Genomic DNA, 16,691 nt, shown 5'->3' with positions numbered 1-16,691 from the left:
GTCAAGCAAGCGGAGAGAGATCAGTCCGTGGTTGTGACCTTTGGCTCCGGCATCGCCGGCGGCTTGGACGGCGCCCGGGTCCGGCGCGGCGCAGGATTGGCGGTCGCGGCAACCGGCTTGGTCGGGGCGGCGACCTCTGCCGGCGCGGGCACCTTGTTCGGCTGAACGTTCGATGCCGGTTTCGCGGTAACCTTTTGAGGCCGAGCCGGTTCCGAGACCGCACTTTTGGGCGCTGCGTTCCGCTCGGAAACCTTGGCCCCGGCGTCGGTTTTCGGCGCGATGGCGGGAGTCGTGGCTTTTGAAGCAGCGGCTTTCGGCGTCGCTACCACCGATGGCTTGGCCGCCTTTCGCGCGGGTGCCGGCTTCGCGGCGGGCTTCGCCTGCGCTGCGGTGGCTTTACCTGCCAGCTTGGGCTTGGCCACTTTGGCGGCAAACTTGGGACTAGCTGCGGGTTTCGCTTTGCGAACAGGCTTCGGGGCGGGGCGCTTGGCCGGTGCGGCCGCGGTCGCCTTGGTCCCTGCACTTGGCACGCCAAACGGCGCCAATGGCAGTTCGAATGCCGAACGAGCTACGATTTCCATAAGTTTCAACTGGCTGGCAACGGCATGGCCCGCTAGGCGCATGGCAGCGGCTTGAAGCTCAAGCTGATGGGCAATCGGATTCATTACATGTCTCTCCTGTAAATGCGAAGCAGCCGGAAACCTGAGGGGCAAAACCCTTGCTACACCGAACCATCGGGCGATCAGAGGCGGGGTGCAGTCCAAGGCGATGCACGTCTCGGCTTCCTTTCGGGATGGCACACCCACCCGTGCGGATGCGCCGATGCTGCATTCACAAGAATCGTATCGCATAAATGCCGCACGCGCAGCAAAATTTGCTGCGATGCGGCAAAAAGGCGCCGAACCGACAGTTCCTGCGCATTTTTTCAGCAGCTTGCGCCGATCATCCCACGTGGAACAGCGTCGAGAACAGGCGCGGGTCTAGGCTGGATGCGGCGAAAGTCGGCCCTTCGGTCAGGATCGAGACCGCGTCATGGCTGTGCAGGCTTTCCTGGTGGCTGGCGATCACGCGGAAGTCACCGATATGGTGATCGGCCAGAAGCTCAGCGCAAAACAAACGCGCGGCATCTTCGACGAAAATCGGATTGGCGGCATTCAGTTCGGCAAAGGCCTGTTCATCCTCGCGCTTGACCATCACCTGGGTTTCGGTGGGCACGGCCCGGCGGCACAAGGCGATCAGGTCCTCGAACCAAAGGCAATCGGCGTCACTGTCGACCACGACCGAGATCCGCGCCACCGACCGTTGCGAATGCGGCGTTGCCAACTGCCCCCGCACCGATCGGGCGTGTTCGCTGAGTTCCAGCGAACACGGGCATGTCGAAGAATAGACATAGTCCAGATGCATGATCTTTTGACGGACCCCGCCCTGTTCAACCAATTCCAGCGCGATGTCATAATACTGATATCCCTCCAGCCCCGACCGCAGGCTCTTGACCCGTTCGGGATAGGAAAAGCGCATCTGCAGCCGCGCGTCGAAGCTGTCGAGATCGGTCAGGTAATCGCTCAGCGCGGCCTCCATCACCTCGAAACTGAACGTACGCTCGGCATGTTTGTAGAAGGACCGCATGATCCGGGACATGTTGATGCCCTTTTTGTCGGCCTCGAGGCTGACGGTGCCGGTGACCGAGGTCTCCAGCGTCAGGTCCGGACCGTTCTTGCTGTGGAACCGGATCGGCAGGCGGAAATTCGAGATGCCCACATGCTGGATCTGCTGTTTGGCACCACGGATCAGGCTGGACGGACCGTTCTGAAGGTCGGGCAAAGCAGATTTGTAGGCGTCGTCGACCTTGAAATCGGCGGGATATTCACGCGACATCGCAGGGTAGTTTTCCGGCATCAACCCAGGCACCAGACGCGCCACCGCCGGATCAAGCTGACTGATCTCGGCAGCGCTTGCGCCCTTTGCCCATTTCCGCAGGACCTTGAGCGCGTCGGCGGCCGCGTCCCGATCAGGTTTTTCGTCAATGTCGCGCGAATGAATGTTCATCGGCTGCATATCCTCAGTGTGTCGTCAGGTCATCTGTGACCACGGCGAAAGCCTCAATCTAACCCAATACGGTTGAGATAGCAGCCCGGATTGAAAAAACCATCTTAAAACCGCCGCTTCCGAACGGATTGCGCCCTTGTCCCGATCTGCCTTTCGCCGATGCCGATGTGTTCACCCGCCCAATTGCGCCATTAGTCCGCAGCAGCCGACAATGCCTGTCGTATATCCGCCAGCAGATCGTCGGCATCCTCGAGCCCGACGGAAAAGCGGATCAAACCGGGCGTGATGCCCAATTCGTCTTTCTGGGCTTCGCTCAGCCGCTGGTGCGTGGTCGTCGCTGGATGGGTAGCGATGGACTTGGCGTCGCCCAGATTGTTCGAGATCACCGGGATCGTCAGCGCGTTAAGGAACCGGAAGGCCGCGTCCTTGCCCCCTTTGATGTCCAGCGACAGAACCGTGCCGCCCTTACCCCCCAGCTGGCTCTGCACCAGAGCGTTTTGGGCATGAGATGTCAGACCCGGATACATGATCCGCGCCAGCGCCGGGTGCCCTTCCAGCGTCTCGGCCAGCTTCTGCGCCGTCTCGGCCTGCGCATTGACCCGCAGCGCCAACGTTTCCAGCCCCTTGAGCATGATCCACGCGTTGAAGGGGCTCAGCGCGCCGCCGGTATGCTTCAGGTAGGGCTCCACCGTGCCGCGGATGAACTCGCGACTGCCGAGGATCACCCCGCCCAGCGCACGCCCCTGCCCGTCGATATGCTTGGTCGCCGAATAGACCACCACATCGGCACCCTGCTCGATCGCCTTGGAAAAGACCGGGGTCGAGAACACGTTGTCCACGATCACCGTGGCCCCGACCGCGTGGGCCAGCCCGGCCACGGCCTGAATGTCGATGACCTCGAGCGTCGGATTGGACATGGATTCAAAGAACACCGCCTTGGTGTCGGGGCGGATCGCCGCCTTCCACTGGTCCAGGTCGGTGCCGTCGACGAAAGTCACCTCGACCCCGTACCGTCCAAGGATGTTTTCCAGGATATACAGGCACGACCCGAACAGCGCCTTGGCCGAAACCACATGATCCCCGGCCTTGAGCATCGAGGTCAGCGCCCCGTTCACCGCCGCCATGCCGGATGCGGTGGCGAATGCGTCCTCGGCCCCTTCCAGAGCCGCGATGCGCTGCTCGAACATCGAGACGGTCGGGTTGCCATAACGGGCATAGATGAACTCGTCGGGCCCGGATTCGATGAACCGCGCCTCGGCCTGTTCGGCGGTGTCATAGACGAAGCCCTGTGTCAGGAAGATCGCCTCGCTCACCTCTTTGTATTGACTGCGGCGGATGCCACCATGCACGGCCTTTGTGCGCTTGCTCCAGCTGTCGCTCATCTCGTCCCTTTCCGCCCCGGAACCCGAGGGCAAAGAAAAAACCCCAATCGCGGTCAAGCGAAAGGGGGCTTTCATCCTGACCTTTTAGCGGTGTTGTTTAGCGTGGCCCGCAATCCGGTAACAAATCGCCACGTGGTTCCTGCGCTGCCCATACGCCGCGCATCCCGTTGCGTCAAGCCTGAACGGGTGCGCGGCCTGCCCCTTGCCGTTTGCCGCAAATGCCTCATGATCACGCTCCGAGACACGGAGGACACGATGGCAAACCCGATCGAGCTTTACTACTGGCCCACGCCGAATGGCTGGAAAATCTCCATCGCGCTCGAAGAGATGGGGCTGCCCTACACCGTCAACCTGATCGACATCGGCAAGGGCGACCAGTACGACCCGAATTTCCTCAAGATCGCCCCGAACAACAAAATGCCTGGCATCATCGACCCCGACGGCCCCGACGGCGCACCGATCTCGGTTTTCGAAAGCGGCGCGATCCTGATGTATCTGGCGCGCAAGACCGGGCGGTTCTATGGGCAGACCGAGCGCCAGCGGATTGCGGTTGAGGAATGGCTGATGTGGCAGATGGGCGGCGTCGGCCCGATGGCGGGTCAGGCGCATCATTTCCTGAAATACGCCCCATATTTCGACCCGCCGCAGGACATCCCCTATGCCAAGGATCGCTACCGCACCGAGGTCGCCCGTCTTTATGGCGTGCTGGACCGGCGGCTGGCGGAGAATGAATACGTCGCCGGAGACTTCTACTCCATCGCCGACATGGCGATCTGGCCCTGGGCCAGCCTGTGGGAGGGCCAGCAGCAGACGCTGGAAGACAAACCGCACATGGCCCGCTGGCTCAAGGTCATGGCCACCCGTCCAGGGGTGCAGGCGGGGCGGGGCTTGCACGCCGAACTGCGCGGTGATCACCGCAGCAAAGAGGCGCAGGGGGTGCTGTTCAAGAGGTGAAGCTGGTATCCGGGTTGTCTTGGCCGAGGCTTTCGCTACCGACACCATTCATTTGCAGGCCAGATCACCTCTCCGCCGGCTGCACGGCTCGCTGATACAGATGCCAAGTGGTGTGGCCAAGGATCGGCAGGGTAAAGATCAGGCCCAGAAAGGCCGGAACCAGCGACAGCAGCATGGTGACCGCGATGATCGCCGCCCAGCTCAGCATGACCACCGGGTTTTCCCGGACGACCCGAACGGATGTGATCATCGCGGTGATGAAATCCACCTCGCGGTCAAGCAGCAGGGGCATGGCGACGACGGTCACCGAGAACAGCACCGCCGACAGAAAAGCGCCGACACAGGTGCCGATCGCAAGAAAGATCCAGCCCTCGGGCGAAAAGAACACGGTATTCAGGAACCCTTCGAGATCCGAGAAGGATGAGTGTTGAAGGACGATCACCATCACGGTCCGGAACTGATAGAACCACACCCAAGAAATGAACAGGGTGACAAAGGCCATCCAACCCATTTCGCGTTTGCGCTGATTGGCCATGACCGTGAGAATATCACGCCAGCCAAAGTCTTCGCCCTTCTGCATCCGGCGCGACATTTCATACAGCCCGGCGGCGGCAAAGGGCGCGACCAGCGGAAAGCCGACGGCGGCGGGAATGACCATCCAGACCGCGCCCAGCCAGACCAGGGCCCAAACGAACAGTATCCCGAACAGCGCGTAAAACAGGCCGAAAAAGCCGCTCATGACCGGGCGCGCCAGAAAGTCGGAAAACCCCGCTTTCAGCGACTCGGCAATATCATCCGCCGTAACCTTGTTGACCTTGGGCGCAGTCCCCTGCTGCGGCGCCGGGTTGCCCGGCGTGGACCCTTCGGCTTTGGATGCCATGACAAACTCCTCCGCGGGAAAGTTTGCATCAGGTCAGGCATCAGGGCAAGCCGGCCTGCCCATCCCCCCGCACCAGCAGATCCAGCATCCCCGAGATGTCCTCGATCTCTTCCGCGATCACATGGGTCACCGAATGGGCCCGCTGCATCCGTCCGGTGACGCGCAAGAGCCGTCCCGAGATCACCGCCCGGCGGAACCGTTCGTAGATCTTGCGCCAGACGATTACGTTCACGATGCCGGTCTCGTCCTCGAGCGTGACAAAGATCACCCCCTTGGCCGTCCCCGGCCTCTGCCGCAGGATCACCAGCCCCGCGACCATCACCCGCGCGCCCTCGGGCGGCTCCTGCAGCCGGTTGGCGGGCAGGCAGGCGGGCGGGCGCGGCCAGTCCTGGCCTGAAACCGTGGGGGATGCCGGGGCAACGATCATGAGAACAAAAATAGAACATACGCTACGAATGTCCAGACGCGCCACGACGAGTCGCAAATGAGGGTGGAAACGCCTAGATGGCTTGATTAGGAAGATGCGAAACATCGCAAGAGGAAGACGCGAGCAATGGCAAAAATCACTTACATCGAGCACGGTGGCACCGAGCACACCGTCGAAGTCGCCAACGGCCTGACCGTGATGGAAGGCGCCCGCGACAACAACATCCCCGGCATCGAAGCCGATTGCGGCGGGGCCTGCGCCTGCTCGACCTGCCATGTCTATGTCCACCCCGACTGGGTCGAGAAACTGCCCGCCAAGGACGACATGGAAGAGGACATGCTGGATTTCGCCTACGAGCCCGACCCGGCCCGTTCGCGCCTGACCTGCCAGATCAAGGTGACGGACGAACTGGACGGGCTGATCGTGCAGATGCCGGAAAAGCAGATCTGATGCGACGGCGCATGTCCCGCTCGTCTGGCGGCATGCGTTGCGGCTTCAAAGCGCCGCGTCTGGCGGTGCGCTTTTGGCCATGCCGCGTGCGCGGCGCGCTGATGGCTGCATGCCTGTGGCTGGCGGGTCCTGCCTTGGCCGCCGAAACCATAGCGACCGCCCACTACACCGACCCGACCACCCGCTATCCACACGGCGTTCTGGGTGACCGGATCGAATGGGGGACGCTTGAACTCAGGCTTTCGGACGGCGTGCACCGCACCTTCACCCTGCCCGATCATCTCGTCTTCGAAGACCTCGCGCCCCGGGTGGTCGACGTCACGGGCGACGGTCTTCCGGAAGTCATTACGGTGGAGAGTGACGCGCAGCACGGCGCGCGCCTTGCCATCTACGGCCCGCACGGCCGCATGGCGGCGACACCGCATATCGGCACCCGTTTCCGCTGGCTGGCCCCGGTCAGCGCAGCTGACCTCGACGGCGACGGACATGTCGAAATCGCCTATGTCGATCGCCCCCACTTGGCCAAAATCCTACGCATCTGGCGCTTTGCCGACGGCCAACTGACGGAAATCGCCGCGCTTCCCGGCCTGACCAACCACCGGATCGGCGAGGATTTCATCTCGGGCGGCCTTCGCACCTGCAACGAACGGCCCGAACTGATCGTCGCCAGCGCCGACTGGCGACGGATCATCGCCGTCCACCACGAAGACGGCTGGCGCACCAGAGACCTCGGCCCGCTGGCCGACGACAAAGCCCTCGCGCGCGCGCTCACTTGCTGACCGCACGCTTCATCTGGCCTCAAATATCCTGGGGGTGAGGTCGCAGGCCGCGGGGGCAAAGCCCCCTTTCCCTGCAGGCCCTCAAACGGTCAAAGCGCCCGCCACCCGATATCGCGCCGATAGAAGCCGCCCGGCCAATCGATGGCCTCGACCATCGCATAAGCGTTGTCACGCGCCTCCTGCAATGTTGCTCCACGCGCCGTCACGTTCAAAACCCGGCCCCCTGAGGCCACAATCTGTCCGTCCTGCGCCTTGGTACCCGCATGAAAAACCATATGGCTGCTGTCCTCGGGCAAGTCATCCAGCCCGTTGATCACGCTGCCTTTTTCATATTCCCCAGGATAGCCCTGCGCGGCCATCACCACGGTCAAAGCGTGATCGTCGGCCCAGTTGACCCGCGCCTCGTCCAGCCGTCCCTCGGCCGCCGCATGCATCAGGTCCAGCGCCTGCGCCCCCAGACGCATCATCAGAACCTGACATTCCGGGTCGCCAAAGCGCACGTTGTACTCCACCAGCCTCGGTTGCCCGTCCTTGATCATCAGACCGGCATACAGCACGCCCTGAAACGGCGTGCCGCGCCGGGCCATCTCGGCCATCGTCGGGCGCACGATCTGTTCCATCGCACGCTCCTCGACCTCGGGGCTCAGAACCGGTGCCGGAGAATAGGCTCCCATGCCGCCGGTGTTCAGGCCGGTATCGCCCTCGCCCACGCGCTTGTGGTCCTGCGCGGTGCCGACCGACAGGATGTTCGCGCCGTCGCACAGCACGAACAGAGAGGCCTCTTCGCCGTCCATGAACTCCTCGATCACCACCTCGGCCCCGGCCCCGCCGAACGCGCCGCCGAACATGTCGTCCACAGCCTCCAGCGCAGTCGCCTCGTCCATCGCCACAATCACGCCCTTGCCCGCGGCCAGACCATCGGCCTTGACCACGATCGGCGCGCCCTGCTGGCGGATATAGGCCTTGGCCGGCTCGGCCTCGGTGAACCGGGCATAGGCGGCGGTGGGCGCACCGGCCGCATCGCAGATCTCCTTGGTAAAGCTTTTTGAGGCCTCCAGCCGCGCCGCCTCGGCCGAGGGGCCGAACACCAGAATGCCCGCCTCGCGCAGCCGGTCGGCAACCCCGGCGGCCAAGGGCGCCTCGGGGCCGACAATCACGAAATCGATGGCGTTTTCCTCGGCGAAACTGACCACCGCGCCGCCATTCTCGATATCTAGTGCCGCACAATCGGCGATCTGCGCGATCCCGGCATTGCCCGGCGCCACGATCAGGCGGTCGCATTTGGGGTTCTGCATCACCGCCCAGGCCAGACTGTGTTCGCGCCCGCCGCTGCCGAGAATGAGGATGTTCATGAAAGTCTCCGATCTGCTTGGCCTTGCCTGCGCGGCGTTCTAAGCTGCGCGGGCAATCGAAACAAGGCGCTGAAATGTCCGACCTGCTTGACGATCCGATTCCCGGCCAGAATACCCCCGAATACACCGTGTCCGAGATCTCGGGCGAGGTGAAACGCACGCTGGAAGGCACTTTCGGGCGAATCCGCGTGCGCGGCGAGGTCGGGCGCGTATTCAAGGCGCGCTCGGGGCACCTGTATTACGACGTCAAGGATGACCGCAACGTGCTGGCCTGCACCACGTGGAAAGGCCAGATCTCCGGCCTAGCGGTGATCCCCGAGGAAGGGCTCGAGGTCGTGGTCACGGGCCGCCTCACTGCATTCGGCGCGCAGTCGAAATACAACATGAACGTCGACGAGGTCGTCGTGGCCGGTCAGGGCGCGCTGATGGCCTTGCTGGAAAAGCGCAAGAAACAGCTGGAATCCGAAGGGCTCTTCGCGCTCGAGCGCAAGAAACCCTTGCCCTTCCTGCCGCAGATCATCGGCGTCGTCACCTCACCCTCGGGCGCGGTGATCCGTGACATCCTGCACCGCCTACGTGACCGTTTCCCGCGCAAGGTGCTGATCTGGCCCGTGGCCGTGCAGGGCGCCAACTGCGCGACCGAGGTCGCCAACGCAATTCAAGGCTTCGACCGCCTGACGCCCGGTGGCGCGCTGCCGCGGCCCGACCTGATCATCGTCGCCCGTGGCGGCGGCTCGATCGAGGATCTGTGGGGTTTCAACGAAGAAATAGTGGCCCGTGCCGCCGCCGCGTCCGAGATCCCGCTGATCTCGGCCGTTGGGCACGAAACCGACACCACGCTAATCGACTATGTCTCGGACCGCCGCGCGCCCACGCCCACAGCCGCCGCCGAACTGGCCGTGCCCGTGCGGATGGAACTGCTGGCCTGGACCGGCGAACAGGGCGCCCGCCTATCCCGCGCGGCCACCGACGCTGTGCAGCGCCGCGCCCAACGCCTTCGCGATCTGTCGCGCGCACTGCCGCGCCCCGAAACTCTGCTGGATGGTCCGCGCCAACGGCTGGACCTGATTGCCGATCGTCTGGCTCCAGCGTTGCAACGCGGCGTGCAGAACCGCCGCCTGCAAGTGGTGGAACTGTCGGGGCACCTGCGCCCGTCAACGCTGCGCAGCCTCGTGGCCGCGCGGCGGGACACGCTGCGCAACCTGTCCTCGCGCCTGTCGATCCGCCCGATCCAGCGCGAAATCCAGCAGCAGCGCGACCGGGTCAACCAACTGGCCCAGCGCATGACGGCCGCGCAGACTCTGCGGATGGACCGGCTTCGCCAACAACTGGATGCGACCGACCGACTTAGGGAAACGCTCAGCTACAAGGCCACACTTCAACGCGGCTATGCCGTGGTGCATGCCGAAAGCGGCGTGGTCACCACAAAGGCAATGGCCAGCAAGCACGCCACTCTGACTATTGAGTTCGCGGATGGAAAGTTGAAGGCAGCACCGCTGTCCGGAACGGCCTCAGCCGCGAAGAAACCATCCAAGCCACCTGCCCCGGATCAAGGGTCGCTGTTCTAGAAACCCGAGCGATCAAACCCCGACATCCGGGCCATAACAGATCATCTCTTCGTCGATGTCGCCCGCTTCATACAACTCGGTTGCCTCGGGGTCGCCTTCGAACTGAGCGACCAGCCCGCCCCCCGATTGCCTAAAGACCCAGCATTGCGGGTCCGGGCGATCTTCGTAGACAAAACAGATCTGGCCGTCCTGTTCATACCAGACGCCCTGCTTGCAGTCGCCATCCAGAAAGGACCAGATCACCCGCCGGTCCGGCAGGTACCGCTCGACCCCGTAGGCAACGCCGTCGAACCCGTAAAACAGGGTCTTGCCCCGGGTGTAGGCATCGAATTCGGCGCCCGACAAGGGCTGGGCCACCACCGATGGGGCCAGCACGAAAAACAGAATCGCCGCTCGCGTAAACATGGGGGTATCTTGGCAGATGCCGCCGCCCTGTGCCATCGCCCGTTTGGCCGCCGCATGCCATGCCCCCACGTTACGGGTTGAGGATTTGCCCCGCTTGCGGCGAAACTTTCCGGCGCAGGCGGAAACCGGAGGCCAAAGATGACCATTCTCGTACTCGCAGCGCTGGCCTGTGCCCTGGCCTACCTGGCCTTGACGGCTCGTCCGGCCAGTCTGCTACGCACGGCGCTGAAAACCGCCAGCGTCGCCCTGCTGGCCGTCGAGGCCGCAGTGTAGTCCGGCCCTCTGCTTCTGGTCCTCGCGCTTTCTCTCTGCGCCTTAGGAGACGCGCTTCTGTCGCACGAGACAGAAGGCGCATTCATGGCCGGCATCGGGGCGTTCGCCGCCGGGCATCTGGTTTACATCGCTCTGTTCTTGACCCATCCGGCAAGCGACACCGCGCTGATCCTGGACAAACCCGGATACGCCTGGACGCTGGTCGTTCTGGGGATCGTGATGGCCACGCTGCTGGCCACTCGGGCCGGGGATCTGCGCGGACCGGTCCTTGCCTATATCCCGATCATTCTGGGCATGGGCATCACTGTTCTGACCCTGCCCGAGGCCGGGGCGCTGCGCTGGGCTTTGCCAGCCGCGATGGCCTTCATCGCCTCGGACCTGATCCTGGCAACCGAAAGGTTCCTGCTGCCGCCTAGCCACCCGGCCCTGCGGCTGACGCCCTATCTGGTTTGGCCGCTCTACTGGGGCGCACAGTTCGGCTTTTTCCTGGCCTTCACCTGACCCTTTGCAACTGCCGCCATTCCGCATTAGGTGAAGGGAACACCTGCGGAGACCACTATGGCGTTTTTTACCAAGCTCAAGGACCGGCTGTTCAAATCCTCGTCCCGCCTCGAACAGGGGCTTGAGGCAATCGTCGAGGACGGCGGCGAAGAAACCACCGCCCCCGATCCGATGATCCCCCAGCCCGAGCCCGAGCCGCAACCCGTCCCGGAAATCCCCGAACCCGCACCCACACCGCAGCCGGTCGAGACACCGTCGCCCGAGCCGGCCGATCCGACGCCCGCCCCGCCGCCGCCGGAATTGCCGGAACAGCCCCAGTCCAAGGGCCTGATCGGGCGTCTCTTCGGTCGCGGCGATGCCGGGCCGGTGGTCCGCCGCACGCTGGACGACGACATGCTCGAACAGCTCGAGGAACTGCTGATCGCCTCGGACATGGGCGTCGACACCGCCCTGCGCGTCACCGCCAACATGGCCGAGGGGCGCTATGGCAAGAAACTCTCGACGCAGGAAATCAAGCAACTGCTGGCGCAGGAAATCGCCCGCGTGATGGAGCCGGTCGCCAAACCGATGCCGATCTACCCCAAGCGCCCGCAGGTGGTGCTGGTGGTGGGCGTCAACGGGTCTGGCAAGACCACGACGATCGGAAAGCTGGCCAGCCAGTTCAAGGCCGCCGGCAAAAAGGTGGTCATCGCCGCGGGCGACACCTTCCGGGCCGCCGCCGTGGAACAGCTGCAGGTCTGGGGCGATCGCGCCGGTGTACCGGTCCTGACCGCGCCCGAAGGCTCCGACCCCGCCTCGCTCGCCTTCGACGCCCTGACCAAGGCGCAAGCCGAAGGCGCCGACCTGCTGATGATCGACACTGCCGGTCGCCTGCAGAACCGCGCCGACCTGATGGAGGAACTGGCCAAGATCGTCCGCGTCATCCGCAAGATCGACGAGACGGCGCCCCACAACACGCTTCTGGTGCTCGACGCTACTACCGGTCAGAACGCGCTCAGCCAGGTGGAAACCTTCCGCAAGCTGGCCGATGTCTCGGGCCTGGTGATGACCAAGCTCGACGGCACCGCCAAGGGCGGCGTGTTGGTAGCGCTGGCCGACAAGTTCGGCCTGCCGATCCACGCCATCGGCGTCGGCGAACAGATCGACGATCTGGCCCCCTTCGACCCCGAGGAATTCGCCGCCGCCCTGACCGGACTCGCCCCCAACTGACCTTCATCTGGGCCAAAATATCCTCGGGGGTCTGGGGGGGAAAACCCCCAGCCTCTCCACCATCGAAAGACCCGCAGCGTGAGCGACTGGCTGATCTCCCTCGAAGGCACCGAGGCCGGACACAGGCTGGCCCTTGGCCTCGCCCTTATGGCGGCCTTCCTGCACGCGGTTTTCGGCGCGCTGCAGAAGGGTCGGCATGACCCCTGGCTGTCGCGCGGGGCGATCGACGCCTGCTATTGCCTGATGGCCGCGCCCTTTGCGTTCTTCGTCGTGCCCTGGCCCGAACCTTTCATGTGGCCGATATTTGCCGTGGTCTGGCTGATCCATGTCGCCTACAAGACGCTGCAGGCGATGGCCTATACCAAGGGGTCCTACACCGTGGTCTACCCGGTGGTGCGCGGCACCGGCCCGCTGTTCACCGTCATCGGTGCCTATCTGCTGTTCAACGAAACCTTTTCGCCCACCCAATGGCTGGGCGTTGCCGTGCTGCTGACCGGTATCTTCGGATTGGCTGCCTACAATTTCCGCTTTCTGGAAACCAACCGCGAGACTTTGGGCATCGCATTGGCCCTTGCGGTTGCAACCGGCCTCTTCGTGGCGCTCTACACCACCTATGACGCCTACGGCATCCGCGCCACGGCCGATCCGTTCACCTTTCTGGCCTGGTTCTTCATGATCGACGGGGCGACAATGCCGATCTACGCCTTCCTGCGCTGGCGGGCGATGATTCACCGCCCGGCGATCGGGCCGTTGATGCTGCGGGGGCTTGCAGGCGGGCTGATCGCCCCCATGTCTTTCGGAGCAATCATGCTGGCCACCCGGCTGGACAAGGTCGGCGAAGCCGCGGTGCTGCGCGAAACCTCGACCGTCTTTGCCGCGCTGATCGGCTGGCTGGCCCTGAAAGAGACCGTGGGGCCTCGGCGCATAATCCTGATGGCATTGATTGCATTGGGCGCGGTAATAGTTGAAATGGGCGGGTGAACAGCAGGACGACAGGCATGGCAGACAAGAAAGAGATCAATCCGTTTCTGAAACAGGTGCTGGAACTGGGACCACCGCTGGCCTTCTTCTTCATCTACCTGCGCCTGCGCGACGACAGCTTTCTGATCGGTGGCACGGAATATTCCGGCTTCATCGTGGCCACCATCATCTTCGTTCCGCTGATGTTGGGGGCGATGGGTATCCTGTGGTACCTGACCGGCAAACTCAGCCGGATGCAGATCTTCACCGCCATCATGGTCATCTTTTTCGGCGGCCTGACCGCCTGGTTCAACGACGAGCGGTTCTTCAAGATGAAAACCACGCTGGTCTACGGGTTCTTCTCGCTGATGCTGGGTATCGGTCTGATGCAAGGGAAATCCTACCTCGCCTATGTGCTGGACGAGATGCTGCCCATGCGCCACGAGGGCTGGATGATCCTGACCCGCCGCCTGTGCGCCTGTTTCGCCGTGCTGGCCGTGGCCAATGAACTGGTCTGGCGCACCCTGTCCACCGATCTGTGGGTCAAGATCGAAACCTTTGGCTTCCCGATCGCCTTGATGGGGTTCCTGATGCTGCAATTCAGCATCCTGCAAAGCTACATGGACGACCCGGACCAGAACTAAGACACCGACCGGCGGGCCCAACATCGGTAGAAAACCTCACAAAATCCTTGGCTTGACGCGCAAGCTGTGGAAAGCTGACACACCACCACCCACCAAGTTCCCGGCCGAGGCCTCGTGTCGTCCATGACAGCATTTCCCAACAGCGGGTTTCTTTCCGAAGCGTCCGAACGGTTGCGCGTCATGCTGTCCAACCTCGCAACCCCCGTATCCCTGTCGCAGGGAGAGGTTCTGTTTGAACAGGGCGACGAGGGCGATGCGCTCTATGCCCTGATGGAAGGCATGCTCGAGGTTTCCTTCCTGGCCATGAGCGGGCGCAAGCTGGCGCTCAGCCTGATGCGGCCGGGCGAGGTGTTTGGCGAGATTGCCCTGTTCGACAGCGGCCCCCGCACCGCCACCATCACGGCGGCCGAGCCGTCGCGGGTGCTGCGCGTGCGCCGCAATGACGTGATGAACCAGATCCGTGCACACCCGGACCTTGCGGTGGATATGATCCGGCTGGCCGGGCTGCGAATGCGCTGGATGGGGGTACAGTTGAATGAGCAGGTCTTCCTGCCCATGCCCGTGCGCCTTGCGCGCAAGCTGTTGCACCTTGCAAACCAGCAAGAGGTACCCAGCGCCCGAATTGCCCTGTCGCAGAGCGAACTGGCCGAATTCGTCGGTGCCACACGCGAGGCCGTGTCCAAGACCATCGCCACCTGGAAACGCAGCAAAGTGGTCGAAGCAACGCGCGGGGGGGTACAAATTCATGATTTCGATGCCCTGCGCCAGCTTGCGGAATCCGATCTGATCTGAGGTTTCGGAAAACCACGGCCGATGTGATCCGCTTCACATACAGGGCACGGACAATACATTACACCGATAGACGTTACCGTAGGGGGCCAGCGTATCATCCCCGATATCTGTCCACTGGCCTCTCCCTGCACCAGAGCCATGTGCCTCCCCGGCATGTGGCTCTTTTGCGTTCAGGACCGAAATTAAAATGGCCGGAGCGTGAAGCCCCGGCCATACCGTCCATTCTTGGAGCGCCTACTCCTCGAGGCTCAGCGCCACGAACCGTGGGTCGCCGCCGCGCCGCACCAGCAGCAACAGCGACTTGCGCCCGGCCTCGCGGGCCTCGTCCATGCGGGCCTCGAACTCGGCAATGGTGCTGACCTTCTGCTGGCCCGCCTCGGTGATGATGTCACCGGCCCGCAGGCCCTTGTCAAAGGCCTCGGACGCCTCGTCGACATCCATGACCACAAGGCCCTCGCCACCCGCATCCAGCCCCAGATCCTCGCGCAGCGCATCCGTAAGCGGTGCGATCGTCAGGCCCAGAACAGTGGCGTCCTCCTCGACCGGCGCCTGAGAATCTTCAGCTACGCCCTGTTCGGCCCGCTCGGCGTCTTCGCGGCGGCCCAGCGTGACCACCACGGTCTTGGTCGCCCCGTCGCGCATCACCACGACGCGCACCGCCTTGCCGACCGGGGTTTCGCCGACCTGGCGCACCAATGCGCGCGTATCCTGCACTTCGACCCCGTCAAAGCTCAGGATCACGTCACCCGGTAGCAGGCCCGCCTCTTTCGCGGGGCCGTCCGGCACATCGCTGATCAGCGCCCCGCCGGGCTTGTCCAGCCCCATCGCCTCGGCCATGTCCTCGGTCACGTCCTGGATGCGCACACCCAGCCAACCGCGACGGGTTTCGCCGAACTCGCGCAGTTGGTCGACCACCTTGACCACGACGTTCGATGCCATCGAAAACCCGATGCCGATCGAGCCGCCATTGGGCGACAGGATCGCGGTGTTCACGCCGATCACCTGACCGTCCATGTTGAACAGCGGCCCGCCCGAGTTGCCTCGGTTGATCGCCGCATCGGTCTGGATGTAGTCGTCATAGCTGCCGCTGAGTTCACGGTTGCGCGCTGACACGATACCGGCCGAGACCGAAAATCCCTGCCCCAGCGGGTTTCCCATCGCGATGACCCAATCGCCGACACGTGCCGTATCGCTGTCACCGAAGGTGACGTACTTCAGCGGCCCCGAAGCCTCGACCTTGAGCACAGCGATATCGGTTTTTTCGTCGGTGCCGATCACCTTGGCCGGCAGCTCTTTCTTTGGCTGTCCGTCACCCGGGAAGAATTCGATCAGGATTTCATCGGCCTCGGCGATGACGTGGTTGTTGGTGACGATAAATCCATCCTCGGAAATCACGAAGCCCGAGCCCAGCGCGTTGCTGCGGCGGGGACGGTTTTCCTCGCCGCCATTGCGGTCCTGGAATTCGCGAAAGAAATCCTCGAACGGAGAGCCTTCGGGTACGATGCCGCGCGGACCGGCCTGCCCCTCGATCAGGGTTGTGGTGGTGATGTTGACCACCGCGGGGCTGATCCTGTCGACCAGAGGCGCCAGGCTTTCGGGCCGGGCCTGCGCGGCCACGGTCTGGGCCAGCACTAGGATCGCGGTGGCAAAAGACAGCCACATCAACCGCATCATCGTTACCATATCGTCCCGGCGGACGGCCACACTGCGTGCTAATGCCTGCACTTGGTCTCTCCTTGTCGACAATCGCCATAAGGACCGCCTTGGCGCGCCCTGTTTGCAAACAATGTAGTCAGTTTGCACCGCCCCGCAACTCGGTAAGCACAGGAATTCACCTGCGCGTGACCGCGGCGGGTCAAAACCCCGCCTGATACGCGGCCCAGAGCAGAATGAAACCGCTGACCACGCACAGCAACCCTACCAGCCGCCGCGCCGGTTCGGGCAGGCTGCGCAGCGCTTCGAGCACTCGCACCACAAGCGAAGGGGCCAGCGCATAGGCCAGCCCCTCGACAATCAACACCAGCCCGAAGGCCAGCAAGACCATGCCCATCACTCGGCCGCCGTTCCAC

At 63.5% G+C, this 16,691-nt stretch carries 17 protein-coding genes, 1 pseudogene and 1 riboswitch; of the genes and pseudogenes, 9 read left to right on the top strand and 9 right to left on the bottom strand.

Annotated elements, in window-relative coordinates; genetic code table 11:
* Positions 1-20 precede the first annotated feature (20 nt).
* From AC2FMM_RS05135 to metZ, 3 genes are all read right to left on the bottom strand, one after another.
* Positions 21-422 (bottom strand): hypothetical protein, encoded by a 402-nt coding sequence (locus tag AC2FMM_RS05135; RefSeq protein WP_496795973.1) that lies wholly within the window; start codon positions 420-422, stop codon positions 21-23.
* A 520-nt stretch (positions 423-942) separates the two neighbouring features.
* A complete protein-coding gene (gene folE2, locus AC2FMM_RS05130) occupies positions 943-2,046 on the bottom strand; it encodes a GTP cyclohydrolase FolE2 (protein ID WP_496795972.1) in 1,104 nt (367 codons plus the stop codon).
* 191 nt (positions 2,047-2,237) lie between these two features.
* Positions 2,238-3,428 (bottom strand): O-succinylhomoserine sulfhydrylase, encoded by a 1,191-nt coding sequence (gene metZ, locus AC2FMM_RS05125; RefSeq protein ID WP_496795971.1) that lies wholly within the window; start codon positions 3,426-3,428, stop codon positions 2,238-2,240.
* A gap of 64 nt (positions 3,429-3,492) precedes the next feature.
* Positions 3,493-3,570: riboswitch (SAM riboswitch) on the bottom strand.
* 113 nt (positions 3,571-3,683) lie between these two features.
* Here metZ and AC2FMM_RS05120 point away from each other — a divergent pair.
* Positions 3,684-4,382, top strand: a complete 699-nt coding sequence (locus AC2FMM_RS05120; protein WP_496795970.1) for a glutathione S-transferase N-terminal domain-containing protein — start codon at positions 3,684-3,686, stop codon at positions 4,380-4,382.
* A 64-nt stretch (positions 4,383-4,446) separates the two neighbouring features.
* Here the strand turns inward: AC2FMM_RS05120 and AC2FMM_RS05115 are convergent, their stop codons facing one another.
* Together AC2FMM_RS05115 and AC2FMM_RS05110 are read right to left on the bottom strand one after the other, a co-directional pair.
* Entirely contained in the window at positions 4,447-5,262 is an 816-nt protein-coding gene (locus tag AC2FMM_RS05115) for a DUF2189 domain-containing protein (protein WP_496680315.1), read from the bottom strand.
* A gap of 40 nt (positions 5,263-5,302) precedes the next feature.
* Entirely contained in the window at positions 5,303-5,689 is a 387-nt protein-coding gene (locus tag AC2FMM_RS05110) for an OB-fold nucleic acid binding domain-containing protein (protein WP_496680314.1), read from the bottom strand.
* Positions 5,690-5,815: 126 nt separating this feature from the next.
* Here AC2FMM_RS05110 and AC2FMM_RS05105 point away from each other — a divergent pair, with 126 nt between their 5' ends.
* Both AC2FMM_RS05105 and AC2FMM_RS05100 read left to right on the top strand, forming a co-directional pair.
* Complete coding sequence (locus AC2FMM_RS05105; RefSeq protein WP_149776058.1) at positions 5,816-6,139, top strand: 2Fe-2S iron-sulfur cluster-binding protein; 324 nt, start codon at positions 5,816-5,818, stop codon at positions 6,137-6,139.
* Between the two features lie 11 nt (positions 6,140-6,150).
* The gene (locus tag AC2FMM_RS05100; RefSeq protein WP_496795969.1) at positions 6,151-6,918 is read left to right on the top strand and encodes an FG-GAP repeat domain-containing protein; all 768 of its coding nucleotides are present in this window, start codon (positions 6,151-6,153) and stop codon (positions 6,916-6,918) included.
* A gap of 89 nt (positions 6,919-7,007) precedes the next feature.
* Here the strand turns inward: AC2FMM_RS05100 and purD are convergent, their stop codons facing one another.
* The gene (gene purD, locus AC2FMM_RS05095; RefSeq protein ID WP_496795968.1) at positions 7,008-8,270 is read right to left on the bottom strand and encodes a phosphoribosylamine--glycine ligase; all 1,263 of its coding nucleotides are present in this window, start codon (positions 8,268-8,270) and stop codon (positions 7,008-7,010) included.
* A 74-nt stretch (positions 8,271-8,344) separates the two neighbouring features.
* Between purD and xseA the strand changes: the two genes are divergently transcribed.
* The gene (gene xseA, locus AC2FMM_RS05090) at positions 8,345-9,838 is read left to right on the top strand and encodes an exodeoxyribonuclease VII large subunit (protein ID WP_496795967.1); all 1,494 of its coding nucleotides are present in this window, start codon (positions 8,345-8,347) and stop codon (positions 9,836-9,838) included.
* Positions 9,839-9,850: 12 nt separating this feature from the next.
* On the opposite strand, the gene AC2FMM_RS05085 is transcribed toward xseA, so the two are convergent.
* The gene (locus AC2FMM_RS05085; RefSeq protein ID WP_496795966.1) at positions 9,851-10,243 is read right to left on the bottom strand and encodes a hypothetical protein; all 393 of its coding nucleotides are present in this window, start codon (positions 10,241-10,243) and stop codon (positions 9,851-9,853) included.
* 138 nt (positions 10,244-10,381) lie between these two features.
* Between AC2FMM_RS05085 and AC2FMM_RS05080 the strand changes: the two are divergent.
* From AC2FMM_RS05080 to AC2FMM_RS05060, 5 genes and pseudogenes are all read left to right on the top strand, one after another.
* A pseudogene (locus tag AC2FMM_RS05080) lies at positions 10,382-11,017 on the top strand (lysoplasmalogenase).
* Between the two features lie 57 nt (positions 11,018-11,074).
* Complete coding sequence (gene ftsY / locus AC2FMM_RS05075) at positions 11,075-12,226, top strand: signal recognition particle-docking protein FtsY (RefSeq protein WP_496795965.1); 1,152 nt, start codon at positions 11,075-11,077, stop codon at positions 12,224-12,226.
* Between the two features lie 78 nt (positions 12,227-12,304).
* A complete protein-coding gene (locus AC2FMM_RS05070; RefSeq protein ID WP_170366474.1) occupies positions 12,305-13,207 on the top strand; it encodes an EamA family transporter in 903 nt (300 codons plus the stop codon).
* Positions 13,208-13,224: 17 nt separating this feature from the next.
* Complete coding sequence (locus tag AC2FMM_RS05065) at positions 13,225-13,830, top strand: inner membrane-spanning protein YciB (RefSeq protein WP_496795964.1); 606 nt, start codon at positions 13,225-13,227, stop codon at positions 13,828-13,830.
* A 123-nt stretch (positions 13,831-13,953) separates the two neighbouring features.
* Complete coding sequence (locus AC2FMM_RS05060; protein ID WP_496795963.1) at positions 13,954-14,622, top strand: Crp/Fnr family transcriptional regulator; 669 nt, start codon at positions 13,954-13,956, stop codon at positions 14,620-14,622.
* A gap of 234 nt (positions 14,623-14,856) precedes the next feature.
* On the opposite strand, the gene AC2FMM_RS05055 is transcribed toward AC2FMM_RS05060, so the two are convergent.
* Positions 14,857-16,305, bottom strand: a complete 1,449-nt coding sequence (locus tag AC2FMM_RS05055) for a DegQ family serine endoprotease (protein ID WP_496689012.1) — start codon at positions 16,303-16,305, stop codon at positions 14,857-14,859.
* A gap of 172 nt (positions 16,306-16,477) precedes the next feature.
* The gene (locus AC2FMM_RS05050) at positions 16,478-16,672 is read right to left on the bottom strand and encodes a DUF2065 domain-containing protein (RefSeq protein WP_496713500.1); all 195 of its coding nucleotides are present in this window, start codon (positions 16,670-16,672) and stop codon (positions 16,478-16,480) included.
* Positions 16,673-16,691: the final 19 nt, after the last annotated feature.

The sequence above is a fragment of the Ruegeria sp. BHSC043 genome (genome assembly GCF_059612985.1).
The sequence above is the reverse complement of the archived record's forward strand: the minus strand, read 5'-3'. Positions and strand labels throughout refer to the sequence as shown.